At 41.9% G+C, this 15000-nt stretch carries 14 protein-coding genes, 1 CRISPR repeat array and 1 riboswitch; of the genes, 3 read left to right on the top strand and 11 right to left on the bottom strand.

Translation table 11 applies throughout. The features are described 5' to 3' along the window. Positions 1-2 precede the first annotated feature (2 nt). The 6 genes from nagA to BM195_RS04560 form a co-directional block, all read right to left on the bottom strand. Entirely contained in the window at positions 3-1175 is a 1173-nt protein-coding gene (nagA, locus tag BM195_RS04580) for an N-acetylglucosamine-6-phosphate deacetylase (protein ID WP_090234303.1), read from the bottom strand. Between the two features lie 101 nt (positions 1176-1276). Next, complete coding sequence (locus BM195_RS18225; RefSeq protein ID WP_170848151.1) at positions 1277-1420, bottom strand: hypothetical protein; 144 nt, start codon at positions 1418-1420, stop codon at positions 1277-1279. A 335-nt stretch (positions 1421-1755) separates the two neighbouring features. After that, complete coding sequence (locus tag BM195_RS04575) at positions 1756-2799, bottom strand: anti sigma factor C-terminal domain-containing protein (RefSeq protein WP_090234299.1); 1044 nt, start codon at positions 2797-2799, stop codon at positions 1756-1758. Further along, positions 2783-3313 carry an RNA polymerase sigma factor gene (locus tag BM195_RS04570; RefSeq protein WP_090234294.1) on the bottom strand — a complete coding sequence of 177 codons (531 nt, stop codon included), beginning with the start codon at positions 3311-3313 and terminating at the stop codon, positions 2783-2785. The genes BM195_RS04575 and BM195_RS04570 overlap by 17 nt, the downstream gene beginning before the upstream one ends. Positions 3314-3426: 113 nt before the next feature. Continuing rightward, positions 3427-3762: a helix-turn-helix domain-containing protein gene (locus BM195_RS04565; protein ID WP_090234290.1), complete on the bottom strand. Its 336-nt coding sequence runs from the start codon at positions 3760-3762 to the stop codon at positions 3427-3429. Between the two features lie 71 nt (positions 3763-3833). Beyond that, complete coding sequence (locus tag BM195_RS04560) at positions 3834-3968, bottom strand: anti-repressor SinI family protein (RefSeq protein WP_090234951.1); 135 nt, start codon at positions 3966-3968, stop codon at positions 3834-3836. A gap of 21 nt (positions 3969-3989) precedes the next feature. Then, positions 3990-4074, bottom strand: a riboswitch (cyclic di-GMP riboswitch). Positions 4075-4268: 194 nt separating this feature from the next. On the opposite strand from BM195_RS04560, the gene BM195_RS04555 reads away from it, so the two are divergent. The 3 genes from BM195_RS04555 to BM195_RS04545 all read left to right on the top strand — a co-directional run bounded on the left by BM195_RS04555 (position 4269) and on the right by BM195_RS04545 (position 8058). Beyond that, the gene (locus tag BM195_RS04555) at positions 4269-4868 is read left to right on the top strand and encodes a class D sortase (protein ID WP_090234287.1); all 600 of its coding nucleotides are present in this window, start codon (positions 4269-4271) and stop codon (positions 4866-4868) included. Between the two features lie 55 nt (positions 4869-4923). Then, positions 4924-5868: an LCP family glycopolymer transferase gene (locus BM195_RS04550; RefSeq protein WP_090234285.1), complete on the top strand. Its 945-nt coding sequence runs from the start codon at positions 4924-4926 to the stop codon at positions 5866-5868. 150 nt (positions 5869-6018) lie between these two features. Beyond that, on the top strand, positions 6019-8058 hold the full coding sequence (locus tag BM195_RS04545; RefSeq protein WP_090234283.1) for a penicillin-binding transpeptidase domain-containing protein: 2040 nt from the start codon (positions 6019-6021) through the stop codon (positions 8056-8058). A 30-nt stretch (positions 8059-8088) separates the two neighbouring features. Here BM195_RS04545 and BM195_RS04540 read toward each other — a convergent pair whose 3' ends face one another. The 5 genes from BM195_RS04540 to BM195_RS04520 form a co-directional block, all read right to left on the bottom strand. Then, a complete protein-coding gene (locus BM195_RS04540) occupies positions 8089-8499 on the bottom strand; it encodes a zinc ribbon domain-containing protein (RefSeq protein ID WP_090234280.1) in 411 nt (136 codons plus the stop codon). A gap of 16 nt (positions 8500-8515) precedes the next feature. Then, positions 8516-9955 (bottom strand): zinc ribbon domain-containing protein, encoded by a 1440-nt coding sequence (locus tag BM195_RS04535; RefSeq protein ID WP_090234277.1) that lies wholly within the window; start codon positions 9953-9955, stop codon positions 8516-8518. 184 nt (positions 9956-10139) lie between these two features. Then, complete coding sequence (locus BM195_RS04530; protein WP_090234275.1) at positions 10140-10571, bottom strand: IDEAL domain-containing protein; 432 nt, start codon at positions 10569-10571, stop codon at positions 10140-10142. A 144-nt stretch (positions 10572-10715) separates the two neighbouring features. Next, positions 10716-11729, bottom strand: a complete 1014-nt coding sequence (locus BM195_RS04525) for a hypothetical protein (RefSeq protein WP_090234272.1) — start codon at positions 11727-11729, stop codon at positions 10716-10718. A gap of 183 nt (positions 11730-11912) precedes the next feature. Continuing rightward, the gene (locus BM195_RS04520) at positions 11913-13787 is read right to left on the bottom strand and encodes an OPT family oligopeptide transporter (RefSeq protein ID WP_090234268.1); all 1875 of its coding nucleotides are present in this window, start codon (positions 13785-13787) and stop codon (positions 11913-11915) included. Between the two features lie 336 nt (positions 13788-14123). Continuing rightward, a CRISPR array of direct repeats spans positions 14124-14998; the repeat unit is 29 nt; unit sequence GTTTATATCCCACTATGTTCAGATATAAC. Positions 14999-15000: the final 2 nt, after the last annotated feature.

Genomic DNA, 15000 nt, shown 5'->3' with positions numbered 1-15000 from the left:
ACTTATCCCTCCTGATACGCAACAGTACCACGGCAGATCGTATATTTAATGTTCAAATCTGCATCGACCAATAGCAAATCTGCATCTTTGCCTGTCTTTATACTGCCCTTTCTGTCAAAAATATGAAGCTGCTTTGCCGGATTTTCCGATGTCATTTGCACGATGCTCTGGATTGACGCATCCTTCAGCCGCAGCATTTGCCGGGCACCTTGCTGCATTTTTAAAATACTTCCGGCAAGTGTACCGTTTTCCAGGACAGCACGATCCTCCGAAACGGTAACAGGCTGTCCGCCAAGTTCATAATCTCCTGCCTGTAGACATTTCGCCCGCATTGCATCAGTTATAAGGATTAACCGTTCACTTCCAATATTGGAAAAAATCAGCTGCAGCATTTCCGGAGACACATGAATCCCGTCAGCAATTAGCTCTGCACGCAACTCTTCCAGCTGAAACGCCGCACCGACTGCACCAATATCACGATGGTGAATACCGTTCATAGCGTTGCATAGGTGAGTCACTTGCCGCAGTCCATCAGGAATCGCTTTTTTTATAGTCTCAAAATCTGCATCCGTATGCCCTGCAGAAACATTTACACCGTGCTTGTGTAAATACTTGATAAAGTCGCCGGTTTTATCATGTTCTGGCGCCATCGTAATGGTTTTGATCGCATTTCCTGACAGCTTCTGCCACTTTTTAAATTGTTCAATGTCCGGTTCCATAATATGTTCCAGTGGCTGGGCGCCTTTTTTACTTGCTTCAATAAACGGTCCTTCCAAATGAACCCCCATAACTTCCGCCCGACCTTGCTTGGAAACATAATGTGCCACATTTTCAAGTGCTTTGCTGATGTTTTCCGGAGATTGTGTAATCGTCGTTGCCAAAAAACTTGTCGTACCCTCTTCCGGAAGTGCTCCGGCCATTGTATCCAGGGCTTTTTCGGTTGCATCCATGACATCCGCCCCGGCCGCTCCATGTATGTGCCCATCGATAAATCCCGGAATAAGATTCAGCCCTTGTCCATCAATCACCGTTGTATTATCCGGCGGGTGCTGCTCCTCCGTATGTATCGCTTTAATTTTCGTACCTTCTATGAATAAAGACCCATTAATAACGCCATCTTCTTCAGTGAAAATGGCAGCATTTTTAATATAAACGTTTTTCTTCAATCGGCTCATTCCTTTATATTTTCTACTGCTAACGTAGCATATCCGATGTGAACCTGTCCATTAAATACAAAAGCTGCACCTCCTGTTATGAAATGCAGCTTTCCATTTTGTTAATTATACGGTGTATACGATTTTTCACCTGACAATTCGCTGATCATCTTTTGAATCATCTCTTCTACCGACTGGATCCTGGAATTCTCGGTTTCTTGGATTAATTTTTCCAGTAAATGTTTGTAACGCTCCTGCTCTGCCATTTAAAAACCGCCTTTTTGTAGTATACAAGAATCATACCACATATTGAATGAGGATTTTGTCGAAAGATGTCATATCCAGTATTTTCAATACACTATTCGTCAGGGGCTGTTACTTTTTGTCCGATCTCGCTGTAAAAAGGAATTATAAAAATCCCGTCAGTAAAGCTTCAGGGCCATCCAACAGCACATCATCAATATACGGTAGCTGTGAATCTCTTTAAGATTCAACTATTACAGCATATGCAATCCTCAGGAAAAAGGACACGGCTAAGGGTGCGCAGGCGATTTATTGATGACATCCATTTACCATGAACAGAGCAGTAAGCAAAATCTCTTTATCCATTATCCCAATTCCATACTTCAATTCCGCCTAAATTAAATTGATGGAACAGTTCTTCATCTATCAGCTTCTCAATCTCACGGATCGGTCCTGACACAACGGCTCCGTAAACCAGCATACCGTGTTTTCGTATATAGTTGATCCGTTGTTGATCAATCTCCCGGCCACTATAATTGCCATTCTCAATCAGCCAATCGACATTCTGGTAGAATTGATCAATCGACTCCTCTATTGTTACATCACTTAGGTAACTTACCGAGGATGAATGCCGGTTGTTTTCATCATAGATGATTTGCGGTTTTAATAACAGTGGCTGAACAAATGTAAATTGACCAGACCTACTATAGGAAATATCTCGAATATCAGTCATTTCACCGCCATATACTGGCATCTGATAAACCCGTACATCATATTCAGACAGCTTTTTCAGCAGTTGATTCGGTTTCATAGCTTCTTTGACCGAAAATTGCGCTTGCACAACATGACCGTCACCAATTTTGGCAAGCTGCTCTTTCAACTGTTCAGTTGACCCCGACACCTTATCCGAACTTTCCTGGTCAAGGATTTCAGGCGGTAAAGCAAAATCAGGAACCATGTTTTCACCCAAATATTTTTCATCAAAATGAAGTTTCAGGTTTACATCGCCAAACAACCGCTTTTTAGCCTCAACCTCTCCGGCAGCCACCTTCCACTCACCGACACTCCGATACAATTTTAATGTTGTCGATTGTGTCAGGATAGGATTAATTTCGGCGTGTCTGCCATGCATGTTATCCACTTCTACCCCTGGGTACCTTGTCTCAACAAGTGTTGTTACAAGTCTGTCAAATCCGGCCTGCTTACCAGTCATATCGTAGTACATTTCTACCGGAATCATATACAAAATATAAAGTAGAAAAATAAGCAGTAAAGTTCGTATAACGGTAAAACCAATCGATAATCTTGTGTGCCAGATCATTTTTCTTGCGCTCTTTTTATCATGTTTCATTTGGTCATCTTCTTTCAAATCTTCCAGTACGCTGTCATGATCCTTCTTCACCGGGATCTCCCCCTCTCAGCAGCCAGTCATAATATCGAAACTTTTTCCGCGCTCGGTGCAGCGTGGTCTTGACTTGACTTTCGGAAAAATTCATCGTCGCCGCCACTTCTTTGTATGAAAATTCCTGGATCTCCCTTAGGTACAAAATAGTCCGCATTCTTTCAGGCAGATAACTAAAAATAAGTTCAATATGTTCACGCTTAGATGCATTTTCCAAATACTGAACCGGATTGCCCATATCACTTGTATGTGTGCGTTCCAGTTTCATTCGCTCTATCATCCGCTGCTCTGTTTTTGATTTTCGTGTCCGATCAATATAAAGATTGCGTGCCACTTTAAAAAGCCATGCCTTTGCCTGATCCATATTCTTCACCTTTAGTGATATCATCGCCCGGTAAAATGTTTCCTGTAAAAGCTCTTCGGCCACCTGCCGATTACGGCACATTTGCAGTAAATAACGGTAGAGCGGGAGCTGATATTGCTCAAATAGCTCTCTAAATAGATGTTTTTCCAATAAGCTCCCACCCCCTCTATACATAAAACGATACAACAATCATTTTGTTACACTTTCCATTATCAAAATCACCAAATAAAAAAACCGCAAGCTGCAGCTCCACGGTCTGACCCTTAATGATTATTTTGCTGATTGCGCCATTTATAAAATTCGAGATACTCCTTAAACTGTTCTTTTGACACACCTGAGTTCATGGCTTCCTGGACAATTTGCAGCCATTCGCCGTCCAGTTGTTGCTCACTTTCTTCCTGTTTATCTTCACGGATCAAGTCATTGGCAGATATTCCCAGTACCGCACTGATTTTTTCGATGAATTGGATTGATGGATTGGTCTGAAGGTTTCGTTCAATAGAGCTTAAATAGGATTTTGCGACGCCTGCTTTTTCCGCCAGTTCAGAGATAGACATCTTTTTTTCTTTCCGCAATTGCTTTATCTTTTGACCGATCAACGCATACACCTTCTTTCAGAGTAGATTATACCATAAAAAGATGTATGGTTCTATATTGAGCACATCTATTTTTAAGATTTACTTATTTTCTGTTCTCCATTTAATATCGTACGTACCTCCTCTATGGTTAATCCGATTAATTTCGCTTCCTTCAACAGCTCGACCCATTCCTGATCCATCTCCACATATTCTCCAGTATGTACCATAAACGTCACCCCATTTACTTCCCAGGCAGCCCAGCCATCATAGACATAATACCTTAGACCCGTGACTTTGCGTCCCCATTTTTCAATAGGTTTGCTTTTTTCTGAGGAAACATTCTTCATTCTAAGACTACTATACTATATATTCCAGTCTTTTTGGGTGTCTTCTTTTGTCAGATATAAACTAGTTTTGTAATTTTCAAAAAATATTTTAGCGAATTTGTGCTGCTCATTCTTGTACTTGAAATGTGACTGAAGATGGCATATAGTCAGAATAGAATGAAATGCAATGGGGGCGGTGGGATGAAAAAACTCGCGATCATTCTGTTGATCATCGGCGCTTTGTTCATGGCAGCCGGTGGCTATCAATGGTTTAAAACCAATTATGCACAAAGCAGCAGCCTTGATGAGGCCAAAAACATACTAGCTGAAGCAAAAAATGAAACGTTCGGGACATCTATTTCGTCTAATAACACAGACCATTTTCAGCCCGCTGAAGGCGAAACAGTCGGAATACTGAATATTCCACGACTCGAGGCGGACCTCCCGATTGTCGAAGGTACCGATGAAGATGAATTGGAAAAAGGGGTCGGACATTACAACGGTACAGCATATCCGCTGCAAAATGATCAAATCGTTTTATCCGGCCATCGAGACACGGTTTTTCGGCGAATGGGAGAGTTGGAATTGGGCGACATTTTAAACGTTCAGCTGCCGTATGGTGATTTTTCATATAAAATAGTTGAAACGGAAATTGTTGATGCCGATGACCGATCCGTTATATCCCCGACAGCCCCGGAAGAAGTGTTAACTGTAACGACATGCTATCCGTTCACATATATCGGCAATGCACCTGAACGCTATATTATAACAGCCTTACCAGTTGAAGAGACCGACCAATAAACCAATATCACGCTTGTGTTATATATTCAATTATGATATATAGAGGAGAATTTACTTGAAGACAAGAGAAGAAAATAGACATAACAAAAAACGCCGGAAATGGCCATATTGGGTTGGCGGCATGATCCTTGTATTACTGATCATTGTGGGTATTACCCTTATATACATATACGATAAAGTCGGCGATACAGTTGAAACGATGCACGAACCGTTACAAAGAGATGAAGATCCCGAACGAAAAAGGGAGCTCGATTCCATTTTTAATGAGACAAAACCGATTAATCTTTTATTACTCGGTGTAGATGAGCGTAAAAATGATAAAGGCCGCTCCGATACCATGATCCTGGTCTCATTGAATCCACAGACAAATTCCATGAAAATGCTGAGCATCCCGCGGGACACACGAGTTGACATACCCGGTTACGGGATGGACAAGATTAACCATGCTTATGCATATGGCAATGTCGGGCTATCTGTGGATACAGTGAATCAAATGCTGGATGTTCCCATACACTTCTATGCAAAAATCAACATGGAAGGCTTCAAACAAGGGATTGATGCCTTGGGCGGTGTAACGGTTACGAATGATCAGGGTTTTTCACAGGGCGGTTCTGACTTTCCAACAGGTGAAATTCATTTAAATGGCGAAGAAGCCTTAAGTTATATCCGTATGCGCAAAGATGATCCAAGAGGTGATATTGGCCGAAACGAACGACAGCGCAATGTGATTCAGGCAGCAATCGATGAAGCGGCCAGTTTTTCAAGCATTACAAAGGTCACAAACATTCTCGATATCATTGGCAGCAATGTCAGAACAGATCTCAATTTTAATCAAATGCAAACACTATTTACTGATTACCGGCAAACGCGCCATCATATAGACTCGATGGAATTGAGCGGAAGCGGTGAATATATTGACAACTATTGGTATTACATTGTTCCAGACAATGAACTAAATCGTGTTAAAACCGAACTGAAAAATCATATGGAAGCAAGGTAAAAGCCAATAAAAATAGCTTTTACCTCTTTTCTGAAGATATTTAAATTCTGGTAAAATAAGACAGTACCCAAGTAAATTTTTCGGCATGTTTTTGTACAGGTGACATGATATAATCATTAAAGAGCATATAAAAGGGATAGAGGGGATCGTATGAAAAAAATAGCTTTAATTTTTTCTTTATTGTCGTTATTTCTAATTACTGCATGTTCAAACGACGAGCCGACACCGCAAGATCGTTTTGATCAATACATCAGCCATTGGAATAACCAGGAATTTTCCGAAATGTATAATATGATCACCGATGAATCGGTTAAAACTTACCCGACTGAAAAATTTGTCGACCGCTATCAAAACATCTATGAAGATTTAAACATATCAAACCTTCAAGTAACCTATGAGGAATTATCGGAAGACCAAATCCAAACCGCTATGGATAACGGGACAGCACAATTCCCATTCACGGTCGAGATGGAATCGATAGCAGGACCGATAACATTCGATTATGAAGCAACCCTCATAAAGGAAACCGAAAAGGGAGATGAAGAGGAAGAAAATTGGTTCGTAAAATGGGATCCAGGGTATATATTCCCAGCCATTCAGGATGGTGGTGAAATCGGTCTGGAAACGACTGAACCAAACCGCGGGGAAATTCTTGACCGTAACCGCATGCCATTAGCTATCAATGACACCGTCCATGAAGTCGGCATCGTCCCTGGAGACCTGGGGGATAATCCAGAACAGACGAAAGAGGAAATTGCCGACCTAGTGAATATGTCAGTTGACACCATTGACAGCAGCCTGAATCAGGATTGGGTAGAACAGGACATGTTTGTACCGCTTAAAAAATTGCCGCCATCAGCGGAGGATACAGTAGCCCAATTAAGTGAATTGAGCGGTGTTTCCTTCCGGGATGTCAGTGGCCGTGTCTACCCGCTCGGTGAAGCTGCGGCCCATCTTACTGGCTATGTCAGCCAGGCTACAGCCGATGACCTGGAAGAATTGGATGCTGAGGATGCTGACCAATATGATGCTGATGACACGATCGGGCAGCGCGGTCTGGAGGCATTATATGAAGAACAATTAAAAGGCGAAGAGGGTGCTGTCATAACCGCCGTCAGTGAAAATGGCGAAGAAACCGTCATAGCTGAAAAAGAAGTCGAAAATGGTGAAAACATCATAACCACCATTGATGCCGATATCCAGGAAGCCATATTCGAATCGTATGATGGTGATTCCGGAACAGCTGCAGCCATTCACCCAAAAACCGGTGAAACACTAGCGTTAGTCAGTAGCCCGTCGTTCGCACCAGATGACTTTTTATATGGCATTAGCCAGTCCAAATATGACGAGCTGCAAAACGATCCACAACAACCAACATTAAATCGCTTTTCGGCCACTTTTTCTCCGGGATCTGCCATCAAACCAGTAACGGCAGCAATCGGACTGCATAATGGAAGCATCGTACCTGGTGAAGGCATGGAAATAAATGGATTGACCTGGAGCAACGGTGAAGGCTGGGGTGACTATGAAGTTCGCCGTGTCAGTGAGTCAAATGGCCCAGTGGATGTAACGGATGCACTTATCCGCTCAGATAACATTTACTTTGCCAGAAAAGGTGTTGAAATGGGCAGCGAAACATTCATAGATGGTATGCAGCAATTTGGATTTGGCGAAGAATTGCCCTTTGAATATCCAATGACCGCATCATCTGTATCATCCAGTGGATCGATTGATGATGAAGTACAGCTTGCCAATTCAAGTTACGGTCAAGGGGAAATGGAAACCAGTGCCCTCCATATGGCATTAATGTACACACCATTCTTAAATGAAGGTGATATGCTTCAGCCAACCATCCTGGCAGATGCTGAGCAAGAGCAAGTCTGGAAGGAACAATTGATCACGAATGACGAAGCAACGCTAATTCAGGAAACTCTCCGGGATGTCGTCGAAGCACCGAATGGAACCGCAGGGAAAGCCCAAGATGCAGATTTCCCGATTTCCGGAAAAACAGGAACAGCTGAACTCAAGCAAACTGCTGACGAAGATGGTGAAGAAAACGGCTGGTTTGTAGGCTATCCAACAGAAGATCAGGATGTGTTAATCGCGATGATGGTTGAAGACACAAAGGACCGAGGCGGCAGTGCATACACAGTCGAAAAAGTGACGGACATATTAAAGACAATTAAATAGCAATAAGCATGGCGGAAAAAGTGTACCCGATCAGTTCGAGTACACTTTTTCCATTTTGACCCCGCATGCCTGACAATAATCCGCCCCATCCGGCACCTGATTACCACAGCTGCTGCAAACAGCCATACTTTGCTGGTCCTGTTCTGTCAGTATGTCTGTCTTTTTCCCGCACTCGGGACAGAACACATCCTCTTCCGTGATTGGGGCACCACAAGAACATTCCATAACGTCTGCTTGATACTGCCTCGTCTCCTGCAAAAGCGAATAAATTTTGGCATCCAGCTCTTTAATAGATTCACCTTTTTGCGCCACGATAGACTTAAAATCCTCATTACGACGATATGAAAGATACACTTCCTGACCCAGTTCAATCAAAAGCTTCGACTTGGCATCCGCCCATTCATCCACTTGCTGCTTCTCGTTAGTTGTCTTCTTTTTCATGGAAACCCACCTTGTTTTAAAATAGTTTTCGTGTCAAAGCACCGATAAATGCGGTAATTGCAGCATAGATCATACTCATGAAAAACGTCCGTATCATTTCAAAGCCGGCAAAATGGGATAATTCATCCTGAAACGCCTGATTTGTATGTTGAACCTGAGTCACCTGGTTTAACGATACATTGACGGAAAAGAATGTCATGATAACGGCGAATATAACACTGTACATCACAATGGTTTTCATAATGGACTGCTGCCCCGATATCACTAGTGAGCGACCAATCCATATGAACAATACAGCTGTTACGACAATGATGATGATTTCTGATGATGCAAAGAAGTCCGGCGGTATAAAAAGAACCTGATCCATCATTTCCTGATCTAAAGAAATCCCAGGCAGAAAAGAATAAGTCGTTTTTTCCTCCAAATTTGAATTATTTATGACAACCGAATTGAATAAGCCCAGATTAAACAAATAAGCCGCCATCCGAAAAACAAACGCCACATTCATATAATTTAAACTTCCTGTAGGCTCCCACTGCTCCTCCAGTTCCTCTGGCAGTTCATATTGAGCCGTTAAAATAAAGCTGAGCAGCAGCATGATACCACAGCCCTTTATAAAAACAAACGTCCCATAATATAATGCTCGCTGATGCACCAGTAACCGCATCTTTTCTTTTAATGCACCTTTTCGCAAAATCATTCCAGCATAACTGAAAATAAATCCGATGAACAGTCCATTGATGACGGCACTCACCATATTAAAATCAAATGATCTCTGAGCTTGATTAGCCTCAATATTCGTAACACCTGCCAGCGGAGTAATGATTCCCAGGAATGCAGCATATCCAGCTGCTACGAGCAACGCTCCCTTCCACTCCTCAATCAGCGGATTGAGCCATTTGATTAAACATCCGCCGGCCATGAGTGCAAAAGCAGCCAAAAAAACCATGTAAACCATCCCGATCGAAAGAAAGCTGATTTGTTGTGAGAAACCATCATTGGTTATTGTCATGAATATACTGGTTAAATGTACAAAAAGCGAAATGTCCAACACATTTAAACTATCCGTCATTTGTTGATAAATCGGCAGAGGAAAATGCCTAAAGAGATCAGAATCTCCAATTCTCTTCAGCAATATCATAAAGATTTGGCCGATTCCTAGCAAAACCCCAATTGAGAGCAGAAGTCCAGGCAAAGTTTTCCGAACGAGTTCCAAATCAAAATATGTATGCTGTACAGACTGTGTCGCTGAAGGAACGTATATCTCAAGTGAACGTCCACATTCCACACAATATCTTGCAGCCGGATGATTTATTTTCACCCCGCATTCATTACAGTAAGGATGCGAACCGACGTGTAAACACCCATTTGTATCCTGCTGGTTTAATGGATAACCATCATGCACACAATACAGCGCATGCGGTGCATTGATTCTGCCACAATGACTGCAAAACAACGAACTCCCCCTTTCTATCCTCATCATACCAAAAGACCATCTCCCAATTGTTTACGATTTTCAAAAGAGTTAATAAATCTATCTTCAGAAAGAAACGGGGATGATGAGATATTTTCCAATAAATTCCTTCAAAAGCTATTCATCTACAGAAAAAGAAGCTCCCTCAAAGTTGCAGAAAGCTTCATTAGAGTAGCTTCAATAATTGCTCAAACGTTTTCTTATCTCGATTATCAAGTGCTTTATCAATCAGTCTTTTCACGTTCATGCGTTCGAGTTCATCAATAATAACAGAGTTTTGATCATTTTCCTGACTGCCTTCTTCAATATAATATGGCTTGACAATCTCACGCAGTTGAACCAGAAAGTCCGGAATTGCCATAAGCTCACTCATATTCATGTAAATGATGTCATTTCCCTTTTGAAAAGCAAATCTTGCACCAACATTTTCAATTTTTTGTGTCTTACGATTAATCCGTATCTCTCTTGATTCAGTCGGAATAAACTGGTATACATGATTGTCCATAACCATAGCAAAATACTGGTACTCCAAAATAACCAAAACGTGACGATCAAACACTTTAATATAGTATGGCCTCAACATCTTTACTGTTGCCACTACTCGTCCCCCTCATCATGGTTATAATCTCAATTTTCTGTAATTTAATTATACTATATAGAGAACAACACAACAAGACTTAATTTTTGGAAATTTTTTATATCAAAAATACCGCTGAACAGGGATCATTCAGCGGTGAACTTATTATAGGTTCAGTTGTATGGTCTGGACAGCATCTCCAATATCTGCTTCAGTAATTGTTTTTATATATTGGTCTTCAATTTGATCACGATGGTGACCGGCCATTTTCAGATAGCCTATGCCTTCTTTCATATAAGATTTATAACGTACATTCAGATCATTAATCTCTGTTTCATACTTCTCATCCGTACCGGGTACCAGTTCCTCATACAGATCGACAATCACTTCCCCTTCTCGCTCCGGGAAAAACGCATGTGGATCAGTACTATCAAAAATACAAAAATCCAGATCGCGAACAAGTACCATATCAACGCTATTTGGATCAAAACTGCAGAAATACAGCTCTACATCAAAACCGTGGTCTGTACATGCCCCGGCGATTTTTTTCATGAACGTTGATTTCCCTGTTCCAGCACGACCTTTGATGTAATGGACAGTTTTTATGTTTTCAAACAAATGTGGTACCACATTGACAATACCATCGGCCGTATTTGTTCCAAAAAGCCTGTTGTAAGTATGGGGTGTATGTTCTTTCTTGGGGATATTATGAAATAAATCAGCAATAAAATTGACTGCAAATTGATCAGCATGGTCAAAATCCATTTGATTCATGTAGATCTCCTCAAGATCATCATGAACTTTTAAGCCTTTCGCAAAGCTGTCATATGCTTTTTGCGTAAGTCTGTGGATTTCCATCATACCTTGTTCGCGGGCAGGAAACGTCTCTTCAAGATTCAAATTAGCGGTGCTTGTTGTTGCAATCCTGCTGTCAATGAATGCGAGTGATTGATCACGGATAATGAAGCCATCAAGGTAGTCATTCCCGAGTGCGCTTTCAAGAATTTCAAGATTGCTTTGATTATATTGTTCCGTTAGCTTTTTGATGATGGCTGTTTTTAACCAAGATGACGGATGACTTAGCGTGATGATTTGATTGATATTGTGCAGGTTTGGATCAAGATGATTAATTAGCCCCTCGGCCGTATTGCCGATAATGTAGTAATGGAGGTTGGACAAATCGGACACTCCTTTTTGAGAAGTATAATGATTACGTCTAATCAGGATATGTGTGCGGAGAGGATTTCGTGATTAATTTAAAGGCTCTATTAGCATATATGGCTGCTTTTTGATCCGCACAGCTGAAATACACTAACCATATAAAAGAGCCATCCCTCCAGCAGGGATAGCTCCTATGCCATATTACTTAACCGGCTTTTTATTGGCTTTATGGAACAGATACCAGGCGACCGCGGCAATCGCAATCAGTGACACAAATGGGCCAAAGAATGTTTCTTCAGGGAAAACAACACCAGCCGTAACAGCCAATGCCACAATCACGCCCATCAGCGCTTCACCTGCAATGTAACCGGACGCAAGTAGAATACCGCGTTCATTTTTCTCTTCCAATTCTTCTTTATTTTTCGTTCGTCGGTTAATGATCGCACGGATTAGTCCACCAACCATGATCGGTGCTGTCGTATGAATCGGCAAGTACAACCCGACAGCAAACGGGAGGGAACCAATGCCGAACAATTCGACCGTTGCAGCAGCTGCAGCACCGATAAAGATCAAGTTCCAAGGCAAGTCCCCATTCATGATACCGTCAACAATCATTGACATGAGCACAGCCTGTGGAGCCGGCAGTTCCTCTGACCCAAAGCCATATGCACTATCCAGAAGCACCAGGATAAAGCCAATGACAATACTGGCTATCAAGACACCATACAGTTGGGCGATTTGCTGCCACTTTGGTGTAGCGCCGACGATATAACCTGTTTTCAAATCCTGTGATGTATCCCCAGCAATCGCCGCGGCAATACAAACAACCGAACCGATAATGATGGCGGTTACCGCACCAGCTTGTCCGGTTTGCCCGACGGCAGATAGCACAAGCGAAATAAAGATAAGCGCCCCGATCGTCATACCTGAAACAGGGTTGGACGAGCTCCCAACAACACCAACAATACGTGATGATACGGTGACAAAGAAGAAACCGAATATAAACAGCAGGATAGCCCCGAGCAATCCGACATCGATCGTTGGATAAAACATAAAAATACCCATAAAAACGATGGTCAAAATCACGATTAAGATCGTCGGAATATCCCTGTCGGTACGCAGATCTGTCATATCACCGGCAGCAGAGAAACCTTTAACGGATCCCATAAATGAAGACGCAATCGTCGGCAATGTTTTGATCAATCCCATAATACCGCCGAATGCCACAGCACCAGCACCAATATAGCGAAGGTAGCTATCCCAGATATCATGAAAGCCCATTTCCGTTATCGGCACTTCACCTGGATAAATCGGTGCGGTGGTGAACTCACCGATATAGCTGATGAGCGGAATTATTCCGAGCCAGCCGAGCACACCTCCAGCAAACATGATACCGGCAATCCGCGGTCCGATAATATAGCCGACACCAAGCATGGCCGGCAAGGTATCCATACCGATGGCTGCATTTTTAAATCTATAAATTTCCCACTCAATTGATGATGGGAACGCTTTGACAGCATCCGTCAGCATTTTGAATACTGCACCGATGCCAAGACCGCCCAGGACAAGCTTGGCACCTTTACCGCCTTCTTCACCGGCGTGAAGCACCTCCGCACAAGCGGTACCCTCTGGATAAGGCAATGTGTCATGCTCATTAACTATCAAGGCCCTGCGCAGTGGAATCATCAGCACAACGCCCAAAATACCGCCGGCCAGTGCAATAATAGCAATCGTCGTCAAGCTTGGCTGCAGCTGCCAAATAAACAATGCAGGCAGCGTGAAAATCACACCGGCAGCCAGTGATTCCCCGGTTGAGGTAATCGTCTGCACGATATTATTTTCCAAAATCGATGTGCGCTTCATAATAAGACGCAACACAGCCATTGAAATAACAGCAGCCGGAATCGAAGCAGACACCGTCATCCCCACGATCAGACCCAAATAGGCATTCGCTGCGCCGAATACAATCGCCAGCGCAGCACCAATAACCATGGCAACCCATGTGAATTCAGGCGGGTTCTTGGATGCCGGCACATACGGCTTAAATTCATCTTGTTTATCCTGTTGTTTTCCCACACTAACACCTACCCTATAAAATCTTGTAACAAAAATGAAGTCCATTTTCATTAAAAATTAAGATAATTATTAATAGAAAGTAAAATTCCAGAAAATAGAAATTCCTTACTATGAGACACATAGTAAGGAACGTCGCTTCATTTTCCTCATTGGCACAGGTCGGCCAATTCATCAATTATTTTAAAATATTAACATACATTTTGATTTAAGGAAAGAAGGAGGTTTGATTTCCAATAATTGTAATTTTTTTAGTTGTTCTTCCGGAGTCGTTTATTAGAAGCAGTCTCTATTCCCCTCTATGTTCAGATTATAACCATTTAGTATTTTATTTGGTGTTCTTATATCCAACTATGTTCAGATATAACTCAGTAGCAATATTGGTCATCTCTCTTACATCGACCTTTATATCCCACTATGTATAGATATAACCACACACATCCCGTAATGAAAAGCATTATCGAAAATGGCGGGTTTATATCCCACTATGTTCAGATATAACTCTTTGAAGGTGAACTAACAGAAAACGCCGGTTCAGAGTTTATATCCCACTATGTTCAGATATAACCCTTGCCTCCAAGTCCGGGAACCCAATCAGGAATAGTGTTTATATCCCACTATGTTCAGATATAACTTCTACATGCGCTTGTATATGATGTGACATGCACAGTTTATATCCCACTATGTTCAGATATAACATGGTTCACGTCATATTGTGTTCAATCATAACCGTTCAGTTTATATCCCACTATGTTCAGATATAACTTTAGCTACTGCATTTGGGTTCGCTGGAACTTCAAGTTTATATCCCACTATGTTCAGATATAACTCCCGGTTCAGGTTTAATAAACGGGTTTCCTTCGACGTTTATATCCCACTATGTTCAGATATAACAGTATGTTCATCCTCATGCCGGGTACTCTGAATCACGTTTATATCCCACTATGTTCAGATATAACGTGGAAGAAGTGAAACTTTACGAATAAAAAGCGGGTTTATATCCCACTATGTTCAGATATAACAATAATGATTGTCAAAAGTAAAGAAAAAGAAACGTGTTTATATCCCACTATGTTCAGATATAACGAATCGGACTTAGCAGGTTATTATGTTTATTTAAAGTTTATATCCCACTATGTTCAGATATAACTTTAACTGTTTTAATTCAGATGCAACTTGTTTCGCGTTTATATCCCACTATGTTCAGATATAACCT

The sequence above is a fragment of the Lentibacillus halodurans genome, from assembly GCF_900112045.1.
Classification (GTDB): domain Bacteria; phylum Bacillota; class Bacilli; order Bacillales; family Amphibacillaceae; genus Lentibacillus; species Lentibacillus halodurans.
This window is presented reverse-complemented; position numbering and strand designations above follow the sequence as displayed.

Coding starts and splice junctions, on each gene's coding strand:
- BM195_RS18225 (WP_170848151.1), bottom strand. CDS start 1,420: ATGGCAGAGCAGGAGCGTTACAAACATTTACTGGAAAAATTAATCCAA.
- BM195_RS04555 (WP_090234287.1), top strand. CDS start 4,269: ATGAAAAAACTCGCGATCATTCTGTTGATCATCGGCGCTTTGTTCATG.
- BM195_RS04545 (WP_090234283.1), top strand. CDS start 6,019: ATGAAAAAAATAGCTTTAATTTTTTCTTTATTGTCGTTATTTCTAATT.
- nagA (WP_090234303.1), bottom strand. CDS start 1,175: ATGAGCCGATTGAAGAAAAACGTTTATATTAAAAATGCTGCCATTTTC.
- BM195_RS04540 (WP_090234280.1), bottom strand. CDS start 8,499: ATGAAAAAGAAGACAACTAACGAGAAGCAGCAAGTGGATGAATGGGCG.
- BM195_RS04560 (WP_090234951.1), bottom strand. CDS start 3,968: ATGGTACATACTGGAGAATATGTGGAGATGGATCAGGAATGGGTCGAG.